Raw genomic sequence first — 22,124 nt, 5'->3', positions numbered from 1 at the left:
AGAATCGAGCCGACAATATATGCCTTTTACACTTGGTCAACGCTGGATCAGCGACACGGAAAGCGAATTAGGACTGGGTACCGTCGTGGCGCTGGATACGCGCATGATTACCCTGCTTTTCCCCGCAACCGGCGAAAACCGCCTCTATGCCAGAAATGACTCGCCAATCACCCGCGTGATGTTCAACCCGGGCGACACCATCAGCAACCACGAAGGCTGGGAGCTGCAGGTGGAAGAGGTCAAAGAGGATAACGGCCTGCTGACCTATATCGGCACCCGCCTGGATACCCAGGAAAGCGGTGTGGCAATGCGTGAAGTGCTGCTGGACAGCAAGCTGACCTTCAGCAAGCCGCAGGACCGTCTGTTTGCCGGCCAGATCGACCGTATGGACCGTTTCGCCCTGCGCTTCCGTGCGCGTAAATACCAGAGCGAGCAGTATCGTCTGCCGTTTGCCGGCCTGCGCGGCATGCGCGCCAGCCTGATCCCGCACCAGTTGCATATCGCCTATGAAGTCGGTCAGCGTCACGCACCGCGCGTGCTGTTGGCGGATGAAGTCGGCCTGGGTAAAACCATCGAAGCCGGGATGATCATTCACCAGCAATTGCTGGCAGGCCGCGCCGAGCGCGTACTGATCGTGGTGCCGGAAACCCTGCAGCACCAGTGGCTGGTCGAAATGATGCGCCGCTTCAACCTGTATTTCTCACTGTTCGACGACAGCCGTTACTCAGAGGCCAAACTCGACAGCAGCAACCCGTTTGAAACCGAACAACTGGTGATCTGCTCGCTGGACTTCGTGCGCCGCAACAAGCAGCGTCTGGAAGAGCTGGCCGACGCCCAGTGGGACCTGCTGGTGGTCGATGAAGCCCACCACCTGGCCTGGAGCGAAGACGCGCCAAGCCGCGAGTATCAGGTGATTGAGCAACTGGCTGAGCACATTCCCGGCGTGTTGCTGCTGACCGCAACCCCGGAACAGCTTGGCCAGCAGAGCCACTTCGCCCGTCTGCGCCTGCTGGATCCGAACCGTTTCCACGACTATCACGACTTTGTCGCCGAACAGCAGAAATATCGCCCGGTGGCCGACGCCGTCACCCTGCTGCTGAGCGGTGAACGTCTGACCGATGACAAGCTGAACCTGTTGGGTGAACTGATTGACGAGCAGGACATCGAACCGCTGCTGAAAGCGGCCAACAGCGACAGTGACAACAGTGAGCAGGCGCGTCAGGAACTGGTCACCATGCTGATGGACCGCCACGGCACCAGCCGCGTGCTGTTCCGTAACACCCGTAACGGCGTCAAAGGTTTCCCACACCGTAACCTGCACCAGATCAAGCTACCGCTGCCGAGCCAGTATCAGACCGCGATTAAAGTGTCCGGCATCATGGGTGCGAAGAAAACCGTCGATGCCCGCGCGCGCGACATGCTGTACCCGGAGCAAATTTATCAGGAGTTCGAAGGCGAAAACGCCACCTGGTGGAACTTCGATCCACGCGTTGAGTGGCTGCTGAATTACCTGGTGGCCAACCGTCACGAGAAAGTACTGGTGATCTGCGCCCACGCCGCCACCGCGCTGCAACTGGAGCAGGTGCTGCGTGAACGTGAAGCGATCCGCGCTGCCGTATTCCACGAAGGCTTGTCAATTATCGAACGCGACCGTGCCGCCGCCTACTTCGCCTCAGAAGAAGACGGCGCTCAGGTGTTGCTGTGCTCGGAAATCGGTTCTGAAGGCCGTAACTTCCAGTTCGCCAGCCACCTGGTGATGTTCGATCTGCCGTTCAACCCGGATCTGCTGGAACAGCGTATCGGCCGTCTGGACCGTATCGGCCAGATGCATGACATTCAAATCATGGTGCCTTACCTGGAAAACACCGCTCAGGCGGTACTGGGGCGTTGGTTCCACGAAGGGCTGGATGCCTTCGAGCATACCTGCCCAACCGGCCGCACCATTTATGACAGCGGCTACGAGCAACTGATCGGTTTCCTGGCGTCGCCGACCGAGCAGGAAGGGCTGGATGAATTCATTCATGCCTGCCGTCAGCAGCACGACCACCTGAAAGTGCAACTGGAGCAGGGCCGTGACCGCTTGCTGGAAATGCACTCCAACGGCGGTGAGAAAGCGCAAGCACTGGCAGAAGCTATCGCCAATCAGGACAACGACGTCAATCTGGTGGGCTTTGCGCTTAACCTGTTCGATATCGTCGGTATCAACCAGGACGATCGCAGCGACAACCTGATTGTGCTGACGCCGTCCGACCATATGCTGGTGCCGGACTTCCCGGGCCTGCCGCAGGACGGCTGCACCGTCACCTTCGATCGCGAACAGGCCCTGTCGCGTGAAGATGCGCAGTTCGTCAGTTGGGAACACCCGATTATCCGCAACGGTCTGGATCTGATCCTGTCCGGCGATACCGGCAGCTGTGCGGTCTCCCTGTTGAAAAACAAGGCGCTGCCGGTCGGTACCCTGCTGGTCGAACTGGTGTACGTGGTTGAGGCACAGGCGCCGAAGCACCTGCAACTGACCCGCTTCCTGCCCCCGACGCCAATCCGCATGCTGATGGACCGCAAAGGCACCAATCTGGCGGCACAGGTTGAATTCGAAAGCTTCAACCGCCAGTTGAACGCGGTTAATCGTCACACCTCCAGCAAGCTGGTCAATGCGGTGCAGCAGGATGTGCATGCCATGCTGCAACAGGCGGAAAGCCTGGTTGAAGAGCAGGCCCGTGCGCTGATTGAACTGGCGAAACAGGAAGCGGATGACAAGCTGAGCACCGAATTGGCGCGTCTGGAAGCCCTGAAGGCGGTCAACCCGAACATCCGTGATGACGAAGTCGAAACGCTGGAGTTCAACCGCAAGCAGGTGCTGGTTAACCTGAATGAAGCGGGATGGCGTCTGGATGCGATCCGTCTGGTGGTCGTGACTCACCAGTAATCTGTGCGACGGGGAACTGCGGTTCCCCGTACCGTCACTTTCAGCGGAGTCAACAAGATGGAACCTTACAATCCCCCGCAGGGCCCGATGCATATTCTGTATCAGGATGAGCACATTATCGTGGTCAACAAACCGAGCGGCCTGCTGTCGGTACCTGGCCGTGCGCCGGAAAACAAAGACAGCCTGATGACACGCATTCAGGCGGACTTTCCGGCGGCAGAATCAGTACATCGCCTGGATATGGCAACCAGCGGCGTGATTGTAGTGGCGCTGAACAAGCCTGCCGAGCGCGAGCTTAAGCGCCAGTTCCGCGAGCGGGAGCCGAAGAAGTCTTATATCGCCCGCGTATGGGGCCATCTGGAGCAGGACGAAGGTTTGGTAGATTTGCCACTGATTTGTGACTGGCCGAACCGGCCGTTGCAGAAGGTGTGTTTCGAAACCGGCAAAGCGGCGCAAACCGAATATCTGGTGCTGTCACGCGATGCCGATGGCAGCACGCGGGTAAAACTCATGCCGATTACCGGCCGCTCACATCAGTTACGCGTGCATATGCTGGCGTTGGGCCACCCGATCCTCGGCGACGGTTTCTACGCCCCTCCAGAAGCCAAAGCCATGGCGCCCAGATTACAGCTGCATGCACAGGAACTGCGAATTACCCACCCGGTATTCCAGACGCCAATGCACTTTCGCGTCGAACCGGATTTCTGAGTGGTATTATAACGAGGGGCCCAGCATGCTGGGCCCCTGTCAGGCATTCAGAGCCCGCTATTACTTAAAGCCTTTCTCACGCTTGATCAGGTCGTACGCTGCCTGAATTTCCTGCGCTTTCTGCTTGGCCATTTCCATCATTTGCGGCGGCAAACCTTTCGCCACCAGCTTATCCGGATGGTGCTCGCTCATCAGCTTGCGATAAGCACGCTTGATGGTGGTGGCATCGTCACTGCTGCTGACACCCAGCACTTTGCAGGCATCCTCCAGCGTAGGCCCACGTTGCGCCTGTTGGTAACCGCCGTGCGAATAACCGCCCTGCTGACCACCGCCAAACTGACGCCCGCCTTCCATCATGCTGAGGAACTGATCGAACTGCGCACGCGAAATGCCAAGCTCTTCAGCAATCACATACAGCACCTGACGCTCGTTCGGGTGCAGCGAGCCATCGGCAAATGCCGCCTGGATTTGAATTTCCAGAAACATCCGAATCAGGTCAAAACGGCCGAAACAAATGCTGCGGAACTGCTGCAGCGTTTCTCTCAGCGGAAACTGGCTCTGTTTACCTTCACGAAACGCCTGCTGCGCTGCCGTACGGGCTTCCCCGTGCAGTTGCAAACGATCCATAAACAGGCTGGCGATCTGAATATCCGCCTCGGTAACACGTCCTTTTGATTTGGTCAGGTGACCCATCACCTGAAAAGTGGTGCGGAAAAACAGCGTTTGCCGCGTTTGCTGGCCGGCGAAAAAGCCCCGGCTGCGCTTATTGCTGCGCGCAGTGTCGATCATATGACCGACAATCAGCCCCAAAACTACACCCCAGAATCCCGCGCCAGCCCAAATGGCCACGATGACCCCGAGCAGTTTTCCCCAATACTGCATATACTCCTCAATTATCATGCCGAAAGCCGACTGCTCCCTCCCGTCTTAGGTGAGGGTTAAGGCGATTTTTCTCAGGATTTGGATTATCATACCTGTCATTTATCTTTGCGCCTATCGACGACGCAAGTAAACGGCCGGATTTAACACTAGCGCAACGCAGATGAGTAATATAGTCTCTGACCGTTTGCCGGACATGACGCCTCTGATGACGGAACACCAAAACCGCGTATGAAAAAAAGTTTCCCAACACTGCTGGCCACACTGATTTGGACGGCACTCTACAGCCAGCATGCCCTGGCTGACCTGGCCGAGCAATGTATGCTTGGCGTTCCTGTTTATGACAAACCGCTGGTCAGCGGCGACCCCAACAGCCTGCCTGTCACTATCAACGCTGATGACTCTCGCACGGATTATCCGAAAAGCGCGCTGTTCACCGGTAACGTAAATATTGAACAAGGTAACAGCACGCTGACCGCCAAGCAGGTGGAACTGACCCAGACGCAAAATCCGGGGCAGACCGATCCGGTGCGCACCGTGACCGCTACCGGTGATGTGCACTACAGCGACAATCAGATCAAGCTGAAAGGTCCGAAGGCCTGGTCAAACCTGAACAACAAAGATACCGACGTCTATGAGGGTGACTACCAAATGGTAGGCCGTCAGGGGCGTGGCGACGCCGACAAGATGAAGATGCGCGGCGCCAACCGTTACACCATTCTGGAAAACGGTACCTTTACCTCTTGTTTGCCGGGTGACGACAGCTGGAGCGTGGTCGGTTCCGAAGTGATCCACGACCGTGAAGAACAGGTAGCGGAAATCTGGAACGCCCGCTTTAAGATTGGCGGTGTGCCGGTGTTTTACAGCCCGTACCTGCAATTGCCGGTCGGTGATAAACGTCGCTCCGGTTTCCTGATCCCGAATGCAAAATATGGCAGCAGCAATGGCTTTGAATTTATGCTGCCGTATTACTGGAACATTGCGCCGAACTTCGACGCCACCATCACGCCGCACTACATGTCCCGACGCGGCCTGCAGTTGCAGAACGAATTCCGCTATCTGGTGCAGCCTGGCCTGGGCCTGATGGAATTCGACTGGTTGCCGGACGACAAGGAATACAGCAAGAATAACCCTGACGACAGCAAACGCTGGTTATTCTACTGGAACCACAATGGCGTGATGGACCAGGTGTGGCGCTTCAACGTCGACTACACCAAGGTCAGTGATTCCAAATACTTTACCGATCTGGACTCAACCTACGGTTCCACCACCGACGGTTATGCCACGCAGAAATTCAGCCTCGGCTATGCCATTGATAACTGGGACGCCACCTTAAGTTCCAAACAGTTCCAGATCTACGACGATACCGATCGCAGCCGGTCAGACTCGTACAAAGTTCAGCCACAGCTGGACCTGAACTACTATAAAGACGATCTCGGCCCGTTTGATTTCCGCATCTACGGCCAGGCGGCCAAGTTTATCAGCGTCAACCCTTACAGTCCGGACGCCACTCGTCTGCATATGGAACCGACGCTGAGCCTGCCGCTGACCAACGGCTGGGGCAGTCTGAACACCGAAGCCAAACTGCTGGCGACCCACTATCAGCAGGATATTCCTGACGGTTTCGCCGCCAACTACAAGACCCGTACCGGCAACAACGCGCCAGGTCTTGAAGACTCGGTTAACCGCGTCTTGCCGCAGTTCAAGGTCGACGGAAAAATGGTGTTCGATCGCCCAATGGATTGGTCGGAAGGCTATACCCAGACCCTGGAGCCGCGCATGCAGTACCTGTATGTGCCGTATCGCGATCAGAGCAATATCTACACCTACGACACCACACTGCTGCAAACCGACTACTCCGGCCTGTTCCGTGACCGTACCTACAGCGGCCTGGATCGCATCGCTTCACAGAACCGCGTATCTACCGGTTTGACCACGCGAATTTATGATGACGCGCTGGTTGAACGTTTTAATGCTTCCGTGGGTCAAATCTACTACTTCAGCCGTTCACGTACCGGTGACCAAACCACAGGTTACGATAACAATGATGACACCGGCAGCCTGGCCTGGGCCGGCGACACCTATTGGAAGATAGACGATCGTTGGGGCCTGCGCGGCGGCCTGCAGTATGATACGCGCCTGAATAGCGTCTCGCTGGGCAACGGCGTACTGGAATACCGTCAGGATTCTGAACGTGTATTGCAGTTGAACTACCGTTACGCCACGCCGGAGTATATTGAGACGGCACTGAACACCACGCAGGTTCCGGCCTATCAGGACGGTATCTCGCAGGTGGGCGTCACCGGCAGTTGGCCAATCGCCGATCGTTGGGCCGTCGTAGGTGCTTATTACTACGACACCCGTGCCAAGCAGTCCGCCGATCAGTTGCTCGGCGTGAAGTACAACACCTGCTGCTGGGCAGTGACCTTGGGCTATGAGCGTAAGATCACCGACTGGAATGGCAGCAACAATACCAGCGTTTATGACAACAAAGTTTCGTTCAACGTCGAACTGCGTGGCCTGAGCAGCGATCACAGTCTGGGCTCCGCGGAAATGCTGCGTTCCGGCATTCTGCCTTACCAGCGTGCATTTTGATGCTTTGTAACACTTTGAAAACGAGAACTTTAACCCGCATTTGCGGATTACATAATGGGAAATGTATGAAGAACTGGAGAACGCTTATTCTCGGATTGGTGGTTTGTGCCAATACCGCGTTCGCAGCACCCCAAGAAGTGGATAAAGTCGCCGCCGTCGTGGATAACGGCGTGGTCCTTGAGAGCGACGTAAACACCCTGTTGCAGTCGGTGAAGCTCAATGCGCAGCAGGCCGGCCAACAATTGCCGGATGACAAAACGCTTCGTCACCAGATCCTTGAGCGTCTGATTATGGATAACATCCAGCTGCAGATGGCCAAGAAAATGGGCATCAACGTTTCTGACGCCGATCTGGACAAAGCCATCGGCAACATCGCCGCACAGAACAAAATGAGCATCGATCAGATGCGCAGCCGTCTGGCGTATGAAGGCCTGAACTACAACACCTACCGTTCGCAGATCCGCAAGGAAATGCTGATTACGGAAGTGCGTAACAATGAAGTGCGCCGCCGCGTCACCATCCTGCCTCAGGAAGTTGACTCCCTGGCCACTCAGGTTGGCGCTCAGAACGGTAGCGATACCGAAATGAACATCAGCCACATCCTGATCCCACTGCCGGAAAACCCGTCGCAGGCACAGGTTGACGACGCGGAAGCCCTGGCTAAAAAACTGATGGGCGAAATCAACGGCGGTGCCGACTTCGGCAAGCTGGCGATCTCCTACTCTGCCGACTCCCAGGCGCTGAAAGGCGGCAACATGGGCTGGGGCAAGCTGCAGGAAATCCCTACCCTGTTCGCCGAAAGACTGGTTAACGCCAAAAAAGGCGACGTGGTTGGGCCGATCCGTTCCGGCGTAGGCTTCCACATCCTGAAAGTGAATGACATCCGTGGCTCCAGCCAGTCGGTGTCCGTTACTGAGGTTCATGCACGTCACATTCTGCTGAAACCTTCTGTGGTGCTGACCGACGATCAAGCACGCGCCAAGCTGCAAGCGGTAGCCGAAGAAATCAAAAGCGGCCGCGCCAAGTTTGCTGACGAAGCCAAACAGCTTTCTCAGGATCCGGGTTCTGCACTGCAGGGCGGCGATCTGGGCTGGGCTTCTCCAGACATCTACGATCCGGCCTTCCGCGACGCGTTGATGAAGCTGAGCAAAGGCGAAGTCAGCCAACCGGTGCATTCTTCCTTCGGCTGGCACCTGATTCAGTTGCTGGATACGCGTCAGGTCGACAAAACCGATGCAGCGCAGAAAGATCGCGCTTACCGCATGCTGTTCAACCGCAAGTTTGCTGAAGAAGCGCAAACCTGGATGCAGGAACAACGTGCTCAGGCTTACGTGAAGATCCTTGACGGTAATGCACAACAATAATCGCATCGTAATCACCCCCGGCGAGCCTGCCGGGGTTGGGCCGGATTTAGTGGCAGCGCTGGCGCAACAGGATTGGCCTGTTGAACTGGTGGTGTGCGCGGATCCGGCCTTGTTGCTTGAACGCGCCCGACAGTTAAACCTGCCGTTGCAACTGCGCACCTATCAGCCACAGCAGCCTGCTCAGCCACAGCGCGCCGGTACGCTGACGGTGTTGCCGGTCGCTACTGCTCATCCGGTGGTGGCAGGCGAGTTGAACGTGGGCAACAGCGCCTACGTGGTGGAAACTCTGGCGCGCGCCTGTGACGGCTGTCTGAACGGTGAATTCGCCGCGCTGATCACCGGCCCGGTGAACAAGGCGGTGATCAACGACGCCGGCGTGCCGTTCATTGGCCATACCGAATTCTTTGCCGATCGCAGCGGTTGCGATCGCGTGGTGATGATGTTGGCGACTGAAGAGCTGCGCGTGGCGCTGGCGACCACCCACCTGCCTTTACTGGCGGTGCCTGGCGCTATCACCCGGCAAAGCCTGCATGAAGTCATCCGCATTCTCGACCATGACCTGAAAACCAAATTTGGCCTCGCTCAACCGCAGATCTATGTCTGTGGCCTGAACCCGCATGCCGGGGAAGGCGGCCATATGGGGCATGAAGAGATAGATACCATCATCCCGGCGCTCGACGCGCTGCGTGCTGAAGGTATTCATCTGATCGGCCCACTGCCGGCGGACACCCTGTTCCAGCCCAAGTATCTGCAACATGCCGATGCGGTGCTGGCGATGTATCACGATCAGGGTCTACCGGTGCTAAAATACCAAGGGTTCGGCCGGGCGGTAAATATTACCCTCGGTTTGCCTTTTATCCGTACCTCGGTCGACCACGGTACCGCTTTGGAACTGGCCGGCACCGGCACCGCCGATGCAGGCAGTTTTAAAACGGCCTTGAATCTCGCCATTAAAATGATAATTAATTGTAATGAATAATAAAGTCCACCAAGGGCACTTTGCCCGCAAACGCTTTGGACAGAACTTTTTAACCGATCAGTTTGTCATCGATAGCATTGTCTCCGCCATTCACCCGATGCCGGGCGAAGCGGTAGTTGAAATCGGCCCCGGCCTGGGCGCACTGACCGAGCCGGTCGGCGCACGTATGGATCGCATGACGGTGATTGAGCTGGACCGCGATTTGGCGGCCCGCCTGGCGAACCACCCGCAGCTGAAAGACAAACTGACCATTCACCAGCAAGATGCCATGACGGTGAACTTTGCCGAAATGGCCGAGCAGGCAGGCCAACCGCTGCGCGTGTTTGGTAACCTGCCGTATAACATTTCGACGCCGCTGATGTTCCACCTTTTCAGCTATACTCAGGCCATTCGCGACATGCACTTTATGTTGCAGAAAGAAGTGGTTAACCGCCTGGTTGCCGGCCCGAACAGCAAGGCCTACGGGCGTTTGACCGTGATGGCGCAGTACTACTGCAACGTTATCCCGGTGCTGGAAGTGCCACCGACCTCCTTCACCCCGGCGCCGAAAGTGGATTCCGCCGTGGTGCGTCTGGTGCCACACCTGGTGAACCCGAACCCGGTGGGCGACGTGCGCATGCTGAGCCGTATTACCACTCAGGCGTTCAACCAACGCCGGAAGACCGTCCGTAACAGCCTGGGCGACCTGTTCACCCCGGAGCAACTGACGGAGTTGGGTATCGATCCGATACTGAGAGCAGAGAATATTTCTGTGGCGCAATACTGTAAGCTGGCCAACTGGCTTTCAGCCAATCCCACGCCGCAGCAATAAGGAGTAGTGGTCATGATTGATTCGCCCCGCGTATGTATTCAGGTACAAAGTGTCTATGTGGAATCACAGTCGATACCTGAGGAAGAACGTTACGTCTTCGCTTATACCATCACCATCCGCAACCTGGGGCGTTTCAATGTGCAACTGCTGGGCCGTTACTGGCTGATCACCAACAGTAATGGCCGTCAGACCGAAGTTCAGGGCGAAGGTGTCGTCGGCGAACAGCCGCTCATCCCGCCTGGAGGCGAATTCCAATATACCAGCGGTGCGATCCTTGAAACGCCGCTGGGTACCATGGAAGGCCATTACGAAATGGTTGATCATCAGGGTCAGCCATTCCAGACCGCTATTCCGGTGTTCCGCTTAGCTATTCCAACGCTGATCCACTAATTATGTCGACATACCTTATCGGCGACGTTCATGGCTGTTTCGATGAACTGAAATCGCTATTGGCCCAGGTGGCTTTCGATCCTCAGCATGACCAACTGTGGCTGACCGGCGATCTGGTCGCCCGCGGCCCCGGCTCGCTGGACGTCTTGCGCTACGTACGTTCACTGGGTCCGGCGGTACGTATGGTGCTGGGCAACCACGACCTGCATCTGCTGGCGGTCTACGCCGGTATCAGCCGCAACAAACCCAAAGACCGCATCACCCCGCTGCTGGAGGCCCCGGACGCCGATGAATTGATCAACTGGCTGCGCCGCCAACCGGTACTGCAGGTAGATGAACAACTTAAACTGGTTATGGCACATGCCGGCATTACGCCGCAGTGGGATATTGAAACCGCACAGCTCTGCGCCCGCGAAGTGGAAGCGGTACTGAGCAGCGACAGCTACCCGCTGTTCCTCGACGCCATGTACGGCGATATGCCGAACAACTGGAGTCCGGAACTGAGTGGCCTGGCACGCCTGCGTTTCAGCACCAATGCCCTGACGCGCATGCGTTACTGCTTCCCGAACGGCCAGCTCGACATGATTTGCAAAGATGCACCAGGCACCGCGCCTGCGCCGCTGAAACCCTGGTTTGAATTGCCACGATTGGTCGATGCCGATTACACCATTATCTTTGGTCATTGGGCATCACTGGAAGGCAAAGGCACACCGGCAGGCATTATTGGCCTCGATACCGGCTGTTGCTGGGGAGGCGATCTGACCATGTTGCGCTGGGAAGACCAGCAGTACTTTACCCAACCGGCCCACCGCCGCGATCTGCTGGATGGCGTGCACCAACAGGTCGCGTCATAATCAAGTCGGGGCGGTCAACGCCGCCCCACTGTTTTCGTCTTAAGCGCCAATCACCCCACCGTCTTCACGCGTAATCATCAATACTGACGAGCGTGGACGTGGACTGTTGTTCGGAAAATGAGAATCGCCCTCTTCGCCCGGGTGCTGGACGTTGACGAACATGGTCTTGTAATCCGGGGTGAAAGTAATACCGGTCAGTTCACAGGATTTTGGCCCGACCATAAAGCGGCGGATCTCCCCGCTCTGCGGATCGCCCACCAGCATCTGGTTGTTCCCCTGTCCTTCATAGTCGCCCTTGTTATTGTATTTGCCGTCGGTGAGGATCCACAGGCGACCGGCCTTATCAAAGCCCAAGCCGTCCGGGCTGTTAAAAGTATTGTCAGCCGTGATATTTGGCGTGCCGCGATTGACCCCTTCCGGGTGCGCAATCGGGTTGCCGCACAGGGCATAAATATCCCAGGAGAATGACGCTGCCGTCGCATCACCGCCCTCATCCCAACGAATAATCTGGCCATAGACATTGTTCGGGCGTGGGTTCGCCGCGTTCAATGGCATGCCTTCTTCGCCACGTTTGCTGTTGTTGGTCAATGTGCAGTAGGCGCGGCCATCATGCGGGTTGACCGCGATCCATTCCGGACGGTCCATCTTGGTGGCACCCACCTGTGCCGCGGCCTTGCGAGCGAAGATCAGCACCTCAGCCTCATCACGGAAACCATTTTCCGGCGTCAGGCCATTTTTGCCGAACTCCAGCGCAATCCAGCGCCCGGTCCCTTTCAGTGGCGTACCGGCGGCATCACCATCAAACTGCGCCACGTACAGCGTGCCTTCATCCAACAGGCTGCGATTGTTGGCCGGATTAGCCACGTCCACCACGCCTTTGGAAACGTACTTGTAGATGTGCTCACCGCGCTCATCGTCACCCATGTAAACCACCAGGCGACCGTCCTTGGCGACGGTCACAGCGGCATTTTCATGTTTGAAGCGGCCCAGTGCCGTATGTTTAATTGGCGTCGAGGTTGGATTCATCGGGTCGATTTCGACGATCCAGCCGTGACGGTTGAACTCATTCGGGTTCTTCGCCACGTCAAAACGTTCGTCGTAATCCGGCCAGTTGCGTTCCGGCTCGCTGACTTTCAGCGTGTAGCGCTTTTGATCCGCCGTGGTCTTATAGTCGGCCTGATGGGTGCCGAAATAGGTATCGTAATTCTCTTCGCAGGTCAGGTAAGTGCCCCAGGGGGTTTTTCCGTTAGCGCAGTTGCCGAAGGTGCCCAGAACCTTGCGACCGGTAGGATCGGCCGCAGTTTGCAGCAAGGCATGACCGGCAGCCGGGCCGCTGAACTGCATCTCGGTATTGGCCGTTATGCGGCGGTTATAGCGCGACGGGCGCTCTACTTCCCAGCGCTGGCTGTCACCGGTGCGGCGTACCGCCACGATGGAAACCCCGTGCGCGGCCTGAGATTTACGCACGTCTTCCAGACTGGTGGCTTTGCTGCCACCGTGGGCGAACAGATACTGCTCGTTTACGTATTCATTGTTGATAGCCATCACGCCGTGATTGTCATCAATCGGGAAGAAGCTCATGCCATCGTTGTTATCACCGAACTGTTTTTCCTGATCGGCGGCGCTATTGTTGCCCTGTGGGTCAAAAGCGGCAGCCCCCTCCACCAGCGGCTCCCCCCAGGAAATCAACACCTCGGCGCGGTAGCCCGGTGCAATCACCACTTCATCGGCGGTTGAGGCCGCAATGCCTTTGAAACCCAGCAGCTTGTTCGGCGGTAAGTCTTCGGCCAGCGCCTGGGCGGAAACGGTCCAGATGCCACCGCCGAGGAAGCCGGCCAGGCCAACGGCACCGGCGCTACCCAGCAGCAGTTTACGACGGGTGGGATCGGTCAGGCGGTCGGCGTCTAATTGCTCAATTTTGCTCGTCATTGCTTTGCTTCCTTTTTAAATGGCGCCGCGATCGAGATTCACCAGAGTTGCCGGGCGCTCAGAGTTGGGCTTCATACTAATCAGGAAGTGTGACGAAAATGTTACAATCAAAAGTCGGCGGAAATTTTGCCGCAGAAACGACAAAGGACGCAATCTCTTGCGCCCTCAGGAAGGTCGGACTCACACCCGGCAATCAGCGGTGTTCTAAAATCTCGAAGCAATAGCTGTGAGAATTCAGTTCGTCAGCATCGTGGAACTCACTGAACGAGGTTTCCCATTCGTCCGGCTCATAGTCCGGGAAGTGAGCATCGCCACCGACTTCGGCATCGATATGCGTCAGGTACATGCGGTTGGCGCGAGCCAGGAACTGGCTGTAAATACGCCCGCCCCCTATCACCATCACTTCTTCCACATCACCGGCAGCGGCCAGCGCTTCGTCAATCGACGTGGCCCAGGTCACCCCGGTATCCGTGCCGGGACGGCTGCTTAAAACGATGTTATGACGGCCCGGTAATGGGCGACCAATGGATTCGAAAGTTTTACGGCCCATAATAACCGGTTTATTCAGCGTGTTACGTTTAAACCACGCTAAGTCCGCCGGCAGGTGCCACGGCATGGCGTTTTCCATGCCAATAACGCGATCCGCCGCCAAGGCAGCGATCAGGCTGATAATCATTGTTAAACCCTGTGTAGGCAGCAAAATTGCTCACACTATACGTAAAGCCCCAACTGCCGTCGATAGGCTAATCAAGCAATATGAATATATAAGATAGCTCTTATTAGAATATCTAATACCCGTTTTTCCACCCCTTGATTCTCAGACGCCGGGGCGTTTACGGTACAGCCACAGCCCGGGCAGTGACAGCCCAATCGATAACGCACCAACGATAAAACAGGCCTTGAGGAAATTGCTCATCAGGGTGGCCATCAGCGCCTCGCTGTACCCCAAATGCGAGATTTCCACCACCGAGATCATCGCGGTATAGGCCGAGATACCCGGGAACATCGGGATCACCGCCGCCACGGTAAACACCTTCGGGTGCGCCAGCAGCCAGCGCGACCAGTAAATACCGATCATGCCGATCAAAATCGCCGCCAAGAACGTGGCCCATTCGATGTTCATGCCTGCGTGCATCATCAGCATCCGTGAACCATGGCCCACCGCCCCCAACAGTGCACAATAACGCAGTGCGCGCACCGGTACGTTGAAGACCATGGCGAAGCCCAGCGCCGGTACCGCCGCCAGCAGCATGTCCTGCAGCAAAGCCCAAAGCAGGTTCATGACCACCCCCGCAGATCCCACAACGACATCGCCATCACCACGCCAATACAGGTGGCCAGCGTCAGCAAACTGGCCATCGCCCAGCGCGCCAGCCCGGTATTGATATGGCCTTTGAACATGTCGGCCACCGCGTTAATCAGCGGAAACCCCGGCACCAGCAACAGTACGCTGGCGGCCATCGCCACCGTAGAGGTTTGGCTGAACACCGGCAGCCGCAGCAACAGGCCGGAAACCGAGGTGGCGACAAACGCCGTCAGGCAAAAGTTGATCAGTGGATTCATGTGGCGGGCGGTCAGCATTTGGCGCACCGACATGGCCAGGCCGCTGGCGATAAAGGTCACGGCAAAGGCTTTCTGATCGCCGCCGTTCAGCATGCTGAAGCAACCGCAGGACAGCGCTACCATCAGCACCACCAACCAACGCGGATAACGCAGCGGACGAATTTTCTCGAAGCGCCGGGCCACATCATGCGCATCCGCCAGCCGGTGCTCCGCCAAAATAACGATGTGCTGCACCTCGGTCACCATCTGCATATTGATGCCGCGATCGACGTTCTTGCGCGTGGTGGTCAGGCATTCACCGTTACTGAGGGTGGTCAGCACCACCGCATTGGCCGAGATCGAACTTTCCACGCTGTCCATGCCCAACGCCAGCCCCAGCCGGGTGGATAATTGCTCCACCACCATGCTTTCGGCGCCGTGCTGTAACAACAGCAAAGCACATTGAATGCACAGACGGGTGATTTCACGCTGTTGCCGCTGCGGTGACGGTAGGTCGGTGGTTGTCAGTTGCTGCATAGGGCCCCGGGGTTTGTTCAGACTGAGGATCCATCATAGGGTTAAACATTACCTCATTTGGTTGATGCGCATCAGGGGAAGCGGCGTTATTATCAGCGCAATTAGGCCTTTTGTGCAGAGAGTCAAATCATGCTTGAAACTTCGCTGTTCGTTGCTGGTATTGCCGCCCTGGGGATGCTGTCGCCCGGCCCGGATTTTTTTCTGGTGATCAAGAATGCTGCCCGCTACCCGCGCCTGGCCGCCATGATGACCGCCTTCGGTGTGATCTGCGGCGTCGCGACCCATATGTCTTACTGCGTGGCCGGACTGGCAGTGGTGATCACCACCACACCATGGCTGTTCAACGTGCTGAAGTACGCCGGGGCGGTCTATCTGATCTGGGTAGGTATTCAGGCATTGCTGTCACGCAGTGGCAGCAAGATGAACGTCAGCAATCTGCCGCAGCAACAGGTGAGTCTGAAGAGTGCCTTTGTGCAGGGCTATCTGTGTAATCTGCTCAACCCGAAAGCCACACTGTTCTTCCTGGCGGTGTTTACTCAGGTATTGCAGATCAACTCCGGGCTGGGTGAAAAACTGTGGTATGCGGGGATTATCCTTGGCCTGTCCGCCCTGTGGTGGCCGGTGCTGGTGTTCCTGATCCAAAGCGGACCGGTGCGTCGCGGGCTGGAGAAAACCCAGAAGGTAGTGGATAAATTGCTGGGCGGCATGCTGATTGCCCTGGGTATCAAGGTAGCGCTGAGCTAACCCATCTCTTGTGGGGCGCAGCCTGACGCTGCGCCCACCGGGTTTACCCCTTGACTTCTACCACCTCATCCTCCGGTGCTTTGCCATCGATACTACCGCGCCAGCCACTCTGCTGTACCCTCGCCAACCGATTCTGATCCTGCTCGATAGCCGCACTGAGCATCTCTTTGGCCCGTTGCAGACCGGCAAGACGGAATTCGGTATCCTGATAATTCTCCAGCGTTTCCTCGAGCATTTTCAGGTTGTAGCGCCGGAAGGTATCCGCTTTTTCACGTGCCTCGTAAGCATCCAGCCCCAACAGTTCCAGCGTTTCGCGGCCAATGCGCAACGAGCTTTCAAAGGTTTCACGCTCCGGGCTTTCCACCCCTAACTGGCGCAACTGATACCAGTGGTCAACATCGCGTGCGCGCGCCACCACCTTCAGGTGTGGGAAGTGCCGCTTGGCCAACTCGGTCAATTGTAAATTGGCCTCCACGTCGTCGATGGCGTTAATCAGCACCTTGGCGTGCTCGGCACCCGCGGCCTCCAGCAGATCGGCACGCGTGGCATCACCATAAAACACCTTGGTGTCGAACTTGCGCAGCGTTTCAATATGATCCGGGTCGTGATCCAACACCACGGTATGCACGCCGTTGGCCAGCAGTAAACGGCCGGCAATCTGACCAAAGCGCCCAAACCCGGCAATGATTACGCTGGCGTTTTCATCATCAATTTCATCCGCCGGACGCTCATCCTTCGGCGCGTTTTTCTCAATGCGAGCCGCTACCACCAACAGCACTGGCGTCACCGCCATTGATAAGGCCACCGCCAGCGTCAGCGATTTAGCCCATTCCGGCGGCAACACCCCGGCCAACTGGGCGGCCCCGAAAATCACGAAGGCAAACTCACTGCCCTGCCCTAACAAAATGGCAAACATGCCGCGCTGACGCTTCGGTACGCCAAGCCAGGGTCCAATCACCCACAGCAGCGCCGCCTTGATCAACATAAAGCCCAACAGTAGCGAGGCAATCAACAACGGATGGTGGAACAGGGTGCCGAAGTCGATCGACATGCCAACACCGATAAAGAACAGCCCGAGCAGCAGGCCCTTGAACGGCTGAATATCGCTTTCCAAAGCATGACGGTATTCGGAACTCGCCAGCATCACCCCGGCAAGGAAGGCCCCCATCGCCATCGACAGCCCGGCCATTTCCAGCAGAATGCCAAAACCAAATACCAGAAACAGCGCCACGGCACTAAAGACTTCGCGCATGCCGGAGCGGGCGACAAAGTGCAGCAACGGCCGGGTCACATAACGACCGAGCAGTACCACCACCACCAGCGCACCCACCACCTTGGCCGCCGACAGGGCAAAGGTCGCCAGGGTAGTGACGGCACCGCTGCTGGCCAGCAAGGGGATCATCGCCACCAGCGGGATCGCCGCGATATCCTGGAACAGCAATGCAGCAAATGCGCTACGGCCAATCGGCGACGGCGTCAGGTTACGTTCACTCATCGCCTGCATGGCAATGGCGGTGGAGGACAGAGCCAGCGTCAGGCCGATCAGCAGCGCCACCTTCCAGTCCAGCCCGAGGAAATAGCAAAAGGCACTCAGCGCCAGCCCGCAAGCCGCCATCTGGATAATGCCGCCGCCAAATACCGAGGCGCGCAACGTCCACAGTCGTTTCGGATCCAGTTCCAGCCCGATGATAAACAGCATCAGCACCACGCCGATCTCGGCAAAGGTGAGGATCGACTCCGCGTCAGAGACCAGTTTCAGCCCCCAGGGGCCAATAATACAGCCGGCGATCAGGTAGCCCAGTACCGAGCCCAGCCCCAATCGCACCGCTATCGGCACGAACAACGCGGCCGATCCCAGATAGATCAGCCCCTCAATCATCATATGGTGATTATCCATGCTCGACTCCCTGATCCGCCGGTTCACTGTGTTCCATCAGATACGCCACCAGCCGCTGGCGATAGGCCTCTCCGGCGGCAATCAGCGCCGGTTCATTGCAGGTAAAGGTATTGTGCACGGCAAAGTAGGGCTGCCAGTTCATACCGCAATACAGCGCCGTGGCCTGCAGCGGCTGCCCCAGTGCGGCAAAATTGGGGTAATCGCCCAGTTCGAAATGGTGCTCATCCCCCCCACTGGTCACCGCCCACAGGACATCTTTACCTACCAACGCATCGCCTTCATGACCATAGGCCCAACCGTGCTCCAGCACTTTGTCGATCCACAGTTTCAGCAACGGCGGTTGGCTGTACCACTGCATCGGATGCTGCAACACCACCAGATCGGCACGCTCCAGCGCTTGCTGCTCGGCGTTGATATCAATATTGAAATCGGGATACAGCTCGTACAGCGAACGGACTTCCACCTCGGGAAGGTCCTTCACCGCCTGTAGCAGCCGATGGTTGGCATGAGAATGCCGGGGATAAGGATGGGCGTAAATTATCAGGATCATGGTTGTCGTCGTTCCTTCGTTCCTTGCCAATATATCAAGCATATACCAATCACACAGAGTGACAGTTTGCTGAATGATTGATAGCGGAAATTTTTAACGTGAGACAACAAATTGGCTGATGGAGATAAAAAAAGGGCACTGCATTCAACTGCAGCGCCCTGATGTTACGGCATAGAGAGATTACTTACCGATGCGTGCGTGCATCTCCTGCACCGAGGTCACCTGTTCGGTCGGATCGGCCTTCAGCGCCATCGCGGTGGCAAAGCCGCCGTTCAGGGTGGTGTCGTAATGCACCTTGTACTGCAGCGCGCTGCGGCGAATCAACTTGGAATCCTCAATCGCCTGGCGGCCGGCCGTGGTGTTAACGATGTAGGTGTACTCGCCATTCTTGATACGGTCCTGAATATGCGGACGACCTTCATGCACCTTGTTGACCAGGCGTGGGTTAATCCCCGCCTCGCCCAGCACCACGGCGGTACCGTGGGTGGCATCCAGCTCAAAGCCCTGTTTCAGCAGGCTTGCCGCCAGATCCACCACCCGGGCTTTATCGCCTTCACGCACCGACAGCAGCGCACGACCCTGTTTCTTCATGCCTGACTGGCTGCCGAGCATCGCCTTGGAGAAGGCTTCCGCGAAGGTGCGGCCTACGCCCATCACTTCCCCGGTAGAGCGCATTTCCGGCCCTAAAATCGGGTCGACGCCTGGGAACTTGTTGAACGGCAGCACCACTTCTTTCACCGAGTAGTAAGGCGGAATAACTTCTTCCGTTACGCCCTGCTCGGTCAGCGTTTTGCCCGCCATCACGCGTGCCGCTACCTTGGCCAACTGGACGCCGGTCGCCTTGGAGACGAAAGGTACGGTACGCGCAGCACGTGGGTTGACTTCAATCAGGTAGACTTCGTTGTTCTTCACCGCAAACTGCACGTTCATCAGGCCGCGAACCTGCAGCTCGAACGCCAGTTTCTCAACCTGCTGGCGCATCACATCCTGAATTTCTTTGCTCAGGGTGTAGGCCGGCAGTGAGCAAGCGGAGTCACCGGAGTGCACGCCCGCCTGTTCGATGTGTTCCATGATGCCGCCAATCAGCACCCGCTCGCCGTCGCAAATGGCATCGACGTCGACTTCTACCGCATCATCCAGGAAGCGATCCAGCAGCACTGGCGCGTCGTTGGAAACGCTGACTGCATTCTGGAAGTAACGGCGCAGGTCGATATCGTCATAAACGATTTCCATCGCGCGGCCGCCCAGCACGTAGGAAGGACGTACCACCAGCGGGTAGCCGAGGCCGGCCGCTTTCTCTACCGCCTGTTCGATGGTGGAGACGGTGGCGTTGGCCGGCTGTTTCAGGCCCAGACGGTGCACCGCCTGTTGGAAACGCTCACGGTCTTCGGCGCGGTCAATCGCATCCGGGCTGGTGCCGATGATCGGCACGCCTGCGGCTTCCAGCTCACGCGCCAGCTTCAGCGGGGTCTGGCCGCCGTACTGGACGATCACCCCTTTCGGCTTCTCGATACGCACGATTTCCAGCACGTCTTCCAGCGTCACCGGCTCGAAGTACAGACGGTCGGAAGTGTCGTAGTCGGTAGACACGGTTTCCGGGTTACAGTTGACCATAATGGTTTCGTAACCGTCTTCGCGCAGCGCCAGCGAGGCGTGTACGCAGCAGTAGTCGAACTCAATGCCCTGGCCGATACGGTTCGGACCGCCGCCCAGCACCATGATTTTCGGACGGTCATTGGTCGGATTGGACTCGCACTCTTCTTCATAAGTGGAGTACATATAAGCGGTGTCGGTGGCGAATTCTGCCGCGCAGGTATCCACACGCTTGTAAACCGGGTGCAGACCATAACCGTGGCGCAGTTTGCGGATTTCGCTCTCTGCAACGCCGGCCAGGATAGCCAGGCGCGCATCGGCGAAGCCTTTACGCTTCAGGGTACGCAGGAATTCCGACGTCAAACCGTTGATGCCGGTTTCGGCAACCTGCTCTTCCAGGCGCACCAGCTCTTCAATTTGCACCAGGAACCAGCGGTCCACATTGGTCAGATTGAAGACACCGTCAACCGACAGACCGGCACGGAAGGCGTCAGCGATGTACCAGATGCGGTCAGAACCGGCATCTTTCAGCTCACGACGGATTTTGGTCAGCGCTTCCGGGTCGTCCAGGCTCACTTTCGGGTCAAAGCCGGTAGCACCCACTTCCAGGCCACGCAGCGCTTTCTGCAGTGACTCTTGCTGAGTACGGCCAATCGCCATCACTTCGCCGACGGATTTCATTTGGGTGGTCAGACGGTCGTTGGCACCGGCAAATTTCTCGAAGTTGAAGCGAGGAATTTTGGTCACGACGTAGTCGATGGACGGTTCGAACGAGGCTGGCGTGCGGCCACCGGTGATGTCGTTCATCAGTTCGTCGAGGGTGTAACCCACCGCCAGCTTGGCGGCAATTTTGGCAATCGGGAAGCCGGTGGCTTTCGACGCCAGCGCCGAAGAGCGGGATACACGCGGGTTCATTTCGATGACGATCAGACGGCCGGTTTTCGGGTTAACCGAGAACTGCACGTTGGAGCCACCGGTTTCCACGCCGATTTCACGCAGCACCGCCATCGAGGCGTTACGCATGATTTGGTATTCTTTGTCGGTCAGCGTCTGCGCCGGCGCGACGGTGATCGAGTCACCGGTATGGATACCCATGGCGTCGAAGTTTTCGATCGAGCAGACGATGATGCAATTATCATTCTTATCGCGCACCACCTCCATCTCGTACTCTTTCCAGCCGATCAGCGACTCGTCAATCAACAGCTCTTTGGTCGGTGACAAATCCAGGCCGCGTTCGCAGATCTCTTCGAACTCTTCGCGGTTATAGGCGATGCCGCCGCCGCTGCCGCCCATGGTAAAGGAAGGACGGATGATGCACGGGAAGCCGACGTCAGCGGCAACCGCCAGCGCTTCTTCCATATTGTGCGCAATGCCGGAGCGCGCGGTGTCCAGACCGATTTTCTTCATCGCCACGTCGAAACGGCGACGGTCTTCAGCTTTATCGATCGCGTCAGCGGTAGCGCCAATCATGGTCACGCCAAACTCGGCCAGCACGCCCTGACGTTCCAGTTCCAGCGCACAGTTCAGTGCGGTCTGGCCGCCCATGGTCGGCAGCACGGCATCCGGACGCTCTTTTTCGATGATTTTGCGTACCACTTTCCAGTGAATCGGCTCGATGTAGGTCGCATCCGCCATTTCCGGGTCAGTCATGATGGTGGCCGGGTTGGAGTTCACCAAAATAACGCGGTAACCCTCTTCGCGCAGCGCTTTACACGCCTGAGCACCCGAGTAGTCGAACTCACACGCCTGGCCGATAACAATCGGGCCAGCGCCGAGGATCAGGATGCTTTTTATGTCTGTACGTTTTGGCATTTTTACTGCTCCTG

Annotated in this window: 17 protein-coding genes; 9 read left to right on the top strand and 8 right to left on the bottom strand. The window is 57.3% G+C overall.

Annotated features, from left to right (window positions below):
* Positions 1-19 precede the first annotated feature (19 nt).
* Together rapA and rluA are read left to right on the top strand one after the other, a co-directional pair.
* Positions 20-2,926 (top strand): RNA polymerase-associated protein RapA, encoded by a 2,907-nt coding sequence (rapA, locus tag QOT07_RS03310; RefSeq protein ID WP_099063101.1) that lies wholly within the window; start codon positions 20-22, stop codon positions 2,924-2,926.
* 57 nt (positions 2,927-2,983) lie between these two features.
* Positions 2,984-3,634 carry a bifunctional tRNA pseudouridine(32) synthase/23S rRNA pseudouridine(746) synthase RluA gene (rluA, locus tag QOT07_RS03305; protein ID WP_261427615.1) on the top strand — a complete coding sequence of 217 codons (651 nt, stop codon included), beginning with the start codon at positions 2,984-2,986 and terminating at the stop codon, positions 3,632-3,634.
* Positions 3,635-3,694: 60 nt separating this feature from the next.
* Here rluA and djlA read toward each other — a convergent pair whose 3' ends face one another.
* Positions 3,695-4,516 (bottom strand): co-chaperone DjlA, encoded by an 822-nt coding sequence (djlA, locus tag QOT07_RS03300; protein WP_085120201.1) that lies wholly within the window; start codon positions 4,514-4,516, stop codon positions 3,695-3,697.
* 228 nt (positions 4,517-4,744) lie between these two features.
* Here djlA and lptD point away from each other — a divergent pair, with 228 nt between their 5' ends.
* From lptD to apaH, 6 genes are all read left to right on the top strand, one after another.
* Complete coding sequence (gene lptD, locus QOT07_RS03295; protein WP_099063103.1) at positions 4,745-7,108, top strand: LPS assembly protein LptD; 2,364 nt, start codon at positions 4,745-4,747, stop codon at positions 7,106-7,108.
* A 65-nt stretch (positions 7,109-7,173) separates the two neighbouring features.
* The gene (surA, locus tag QOT07_RS03290; RefSeq protein ID WP_099063104.1) at positions 7,174-8,472 is read left to right on the top strand and encodes a peptidylprolyl isomerase SurA; all 1,299 of its coding nucleotides are present in this window, start codon (positions 7,174-7,176) and stop codon (positions 8,470-8,472) included.
* Positions 8,459-9,451 carry a 4-hydroxythreonine-4-phosphate dehydrogenase PdxA gene (gene pdxA / locus QOT07_RS03285; RefSeq protein ID WP_207979298.1) on the top strand — a complete coding sequence of 331 codons (993 nt, stop codon included), beginning with the start codon at positions 8,459-8,461 and terminating at the stop codon, positions 9,449-9,451. The genes surA and pdxA overlap by 14 nt, the downstream gene beginning before the upstream one ends.
* Entirely contained in the window at positions 9,444-10,262 is an 819-nt protein-coding gene (gene rsmA / locus QOT07_RS03280) for a 16S rRNA (adenine(1518)-N(6)/adenine(1519)-N(6))-dimethyltransferase RsmA (protein ID WP_085120197.1), read from the top strand. Before pdxA ends, rsmA begins: the two co-directional genes overlap by 8 nt.
* 12 nt (positions 10,263-10,274) lie before the next feature.
* Entirely contained in the window at positions 10,275-10,652 is a 378-nt protein-coding gene (gene apaG, locus QOT07_RS03275) for a Co2+/Mg2+ efflux protein ApaG (RefSeq protein WP_012005174.1), read from the top strand.
* Between the two features lie 2 nt (positions 10,653-10,654).
* Positions 10,655-11,506 carry a bis(5'-nucleosyl)-tetraphosphatase (symmetrical) ApaH gene (gene apaH, locus QOT07_RS03270; RefSeq protein WP_099063106.1) on the top strand — a complete coding sequence of 284 codons (852 nt, stop codon included), beginning with the start codon at positions 10,655-10,657 and terminating at the stop codon, positions 11,504-11,506.
* Positions 11,507-11,545: 39 nt separating this feature from the next.
* Here the strand turns inward: apaH and QOT07_RS03265 are convergent, their stop codons facing one another.
* From QOT07_RS03265 to QOT07_RS03250, 4 genes are all read right to left on the bottom strand, one after another.
* The gene (locus QOT07_RS03265; protein ID WP_283602565.1) at positions 11,546-13,435 is read right to left on the bottom strand and encodes a PhoX family protein; all 1,890 of its coding nucleotides are present in this window, start codon (positions 13,433-13,435) and stop codon (positions 11,546-11,548) included.
* Between the two features lie 193 nt (positions 13,436-13,628).
* Entirely contained in the window at positions 13,629-14,111 is a 483-nt protein-coding gene (gene folA / locus QOT07_RS03260; RefSeq protein WP_099063108.1) for a type 3 dihydrofolate reductase, read from the bottom strand.
* Between the two features lie 141 nt (positions 14,112-14,252).
* Entirely contained in the window at positions 14,253-14,717 is a 465-nt protein-coding gene (locus QOT07_RS03255) for a threonine/serine exporter (RefSeq protein ID WP_165366336.1), read from the bottom strand.
* Positions 14,714-15,514 (bottom strand): threonine/serine exporter family protein, encoded by an 801-nt coding sequence (locus QOT07_RS03250; protein WP_283602564.1) that lies wholly within the window; start codon positions 15,512-15,514, stop codon positions 14,714-14,716. Before QOT07_RS03250 ends, QOT07_RS03255 begins: the two co-directional genes overlap by 4 nt.
* A 129-nt stretch (positions 15,515-15,643) precedes the next feature.
* On the opposite strand from QOT07_RS03250, the gene QOT07_RS03245 reads away from it, so the two are divergent.
* Positions 15,644-16,258, top strand: coding sequence for a LysE family translocator (locus tag QOT07_RS03245; RefSeq protein WP_099063111.1), 615 nt, complete (start codon positions 15,644-15,646; stop codon positions 16,256-16,258).
* A 43-nt stretch (positions 16,259-16,301) separates the two neighbouring features.
* Here QOT07_RS03245 and kefC read toward each other — a convergent pair whose 3' ends face one another.
* From kefC to carB, 3 genes are all read right to left on the bottom strand, one after another.
* Positions 16,302-18,155 (bottom strand): glutathione-regulated potassium-efflux system protein KefC, encoded by a 1,854-nt coding sequence (gene kefC, locus QOT07_RS03240; protein ID WP_283602563.1) that lies wholly within the window; start codon positions 18,153-18,155, stop codon positions 16,302-16,304.
* Positions 18,148-18,705: a glutathione-regulated potassium-efflux system oxidoreductase KefF gene (kefF, locus tag QOT07_RS03235; protein WP_112347991.1), complete on the bottom strand. Its 558-nt coding sequence runs from the start codon at positions 18,703-18,705 to the stop codon at positions 18,148-18,150. Before kefF ends, kefC begins: the two co-directional genes overlap by 8 nt.
* 180 nt (positions 18,706-18,885) lie before the next feature.
* Positions 18,886-22,110 (bottom strand): carbamoyl-phosphate synthase large subunit, encoded by a 3,225-nt coding sequence (carB, locus tag QOT07_RS03230; protein WP_261416068.1) that lies wholly within the window; start codon positions 22,108-22,110, stop codon positions 18,886-18,888.
* Positions 22,111-22,124: the final 14 nt, after the last annotated feature.

The organism is Serratia proteamaculans (genome assembly GCF_949794035.1).
GTDB classification, from domain to species: domain Bacteria; phylum Pseudomonadota; class Gammaproteobacteria; order Enterobacterales; family Enterobacteriaceae; genus Serratia; species Serratia proteamaculans.
This window is presented reverse-complemented; position numbering and strand designations above follow the sequence as displayed.

What these genes read in the sequence shown, in the direction of transcription:
- rapA (WP_099063101.1), top strand. Translation starts at nt 20, where the DNA reads ATGCCTTTTACACTTGGTCAACGCTGGATCAGCGACACGGAAAGCGAA.
- rluA (WP_261427615.1), top strand. Translation starts at nt 2,984, where the DNA reads ATGGAACCTTACAATCCCCCGCAGGGCCCGATGCATATTCTGTATCAG.
- djlA (WP_085120201.1), bottom strand. Translation starts at nt 4,516, where the DNA reads ATGCAGTATTGGGGAAAACTGCTCGGGGTCATCGTGGCCATTTGGGCT.
- lptD (WP_099063103.1), top strand. Translation starts at nt 4,745, where the DNA reads ATGAAAAAAAGTTTCCCAACACTGCTGGCCACACTGATTTGGACGGCA.
- surA (WP_099063104.1), top strand. Translation starts at nt 7,174, where the DNA reads ATGAAGAACTGGAGAACGCTTATTCTCGGATTGGTGGTTTGTGCCAAT.
- pdxA (WP_207979298.1), top strand. Translation starts at nt 8,459, where the DNA reads ATGCACAACAATAATCGCATCGTAATCACCCCCGGCGAGCCTGCCGGG.
- rsmA (WP_085120197.1), top strand. Translation starts at nt 9,444, where the DNA reads ATGAATAATAAAGTCCACCAAGGGCACTTTGCCCGCAAACGCTTTGGA.
- apaG (WP_012005174.1), top strand. Translation starts at nt 10,275, where the DNA reads ATGATTGATTCGCCCCGCGTATGTATTCAGGTACAAAGTGTCTATGTG.
- apaH (WP_099063106.1), top strand. Translation starts at nt 10,655, where the DNA reads ATGTCGACATACCTTATCGGCGACGTTCATGGCTGTTTCGATGAACTG.
- QOT07_RS03265 (WP_283602565.1), bottom strand. Translation starts at nt 13,435, where the DNA reads ATGACGAGCAAAATTGAGCAATTAGACGCCGACCGCCTGACCGATCCC.
- folA (WP_099063108.1), bottom strand. Translation starts at nt 14,111, where the DNA reads ATGATTATCAGCCTGATCGCTGCCTTGGCGGCGGATCGCGTTATTGGC.
- QOT07_RS03255 (WP_165366336.1), bottom strand. Translation starts at nt 14,717, where the DNA reads ATGAACCTGCTTTGGGCTTTGCTGCAGGACATGCTGCTGGCGGCGGTA.
- QOT07_RS03250 (WP_283602564.1), bottom strand. Translation starts at nt 15,514, where the DNA reads ATGCAGCAACTGACAACCACCGACCTACCGTCACCGCAGCGGCAACAG.
- QOT07_RS03245 (WP_099063111.1), top strand. Translation starts at nt 15,644, where the DNA reads ATGCTTGAAACTTCGCTGTTCGTTGCTGGTATTGCCGCCCTGGGGATG.
- kefC (WP_283602563.1), bottom strand. Translation starts at nt 18,155, where the DNA reads ATGGATAATCACCATATGATGATTGAGGGGCTGATCTATCTGGGATCG.
- kefF (WP_112347991.1), bottom strand. Translation starts at nt 18,705, where the DNA reads ATGATCCTGATAATTTACGCCCATCCTTATCCCCGGCATTCTCATGCC.
- carB (WP_261416068.1), bottom strand. Translation starts at nt 22,110, where the DNA reads ATGCCAAAACGTACAGACATAAAAAGCATCCTGATCCTCGGCGCTGGC.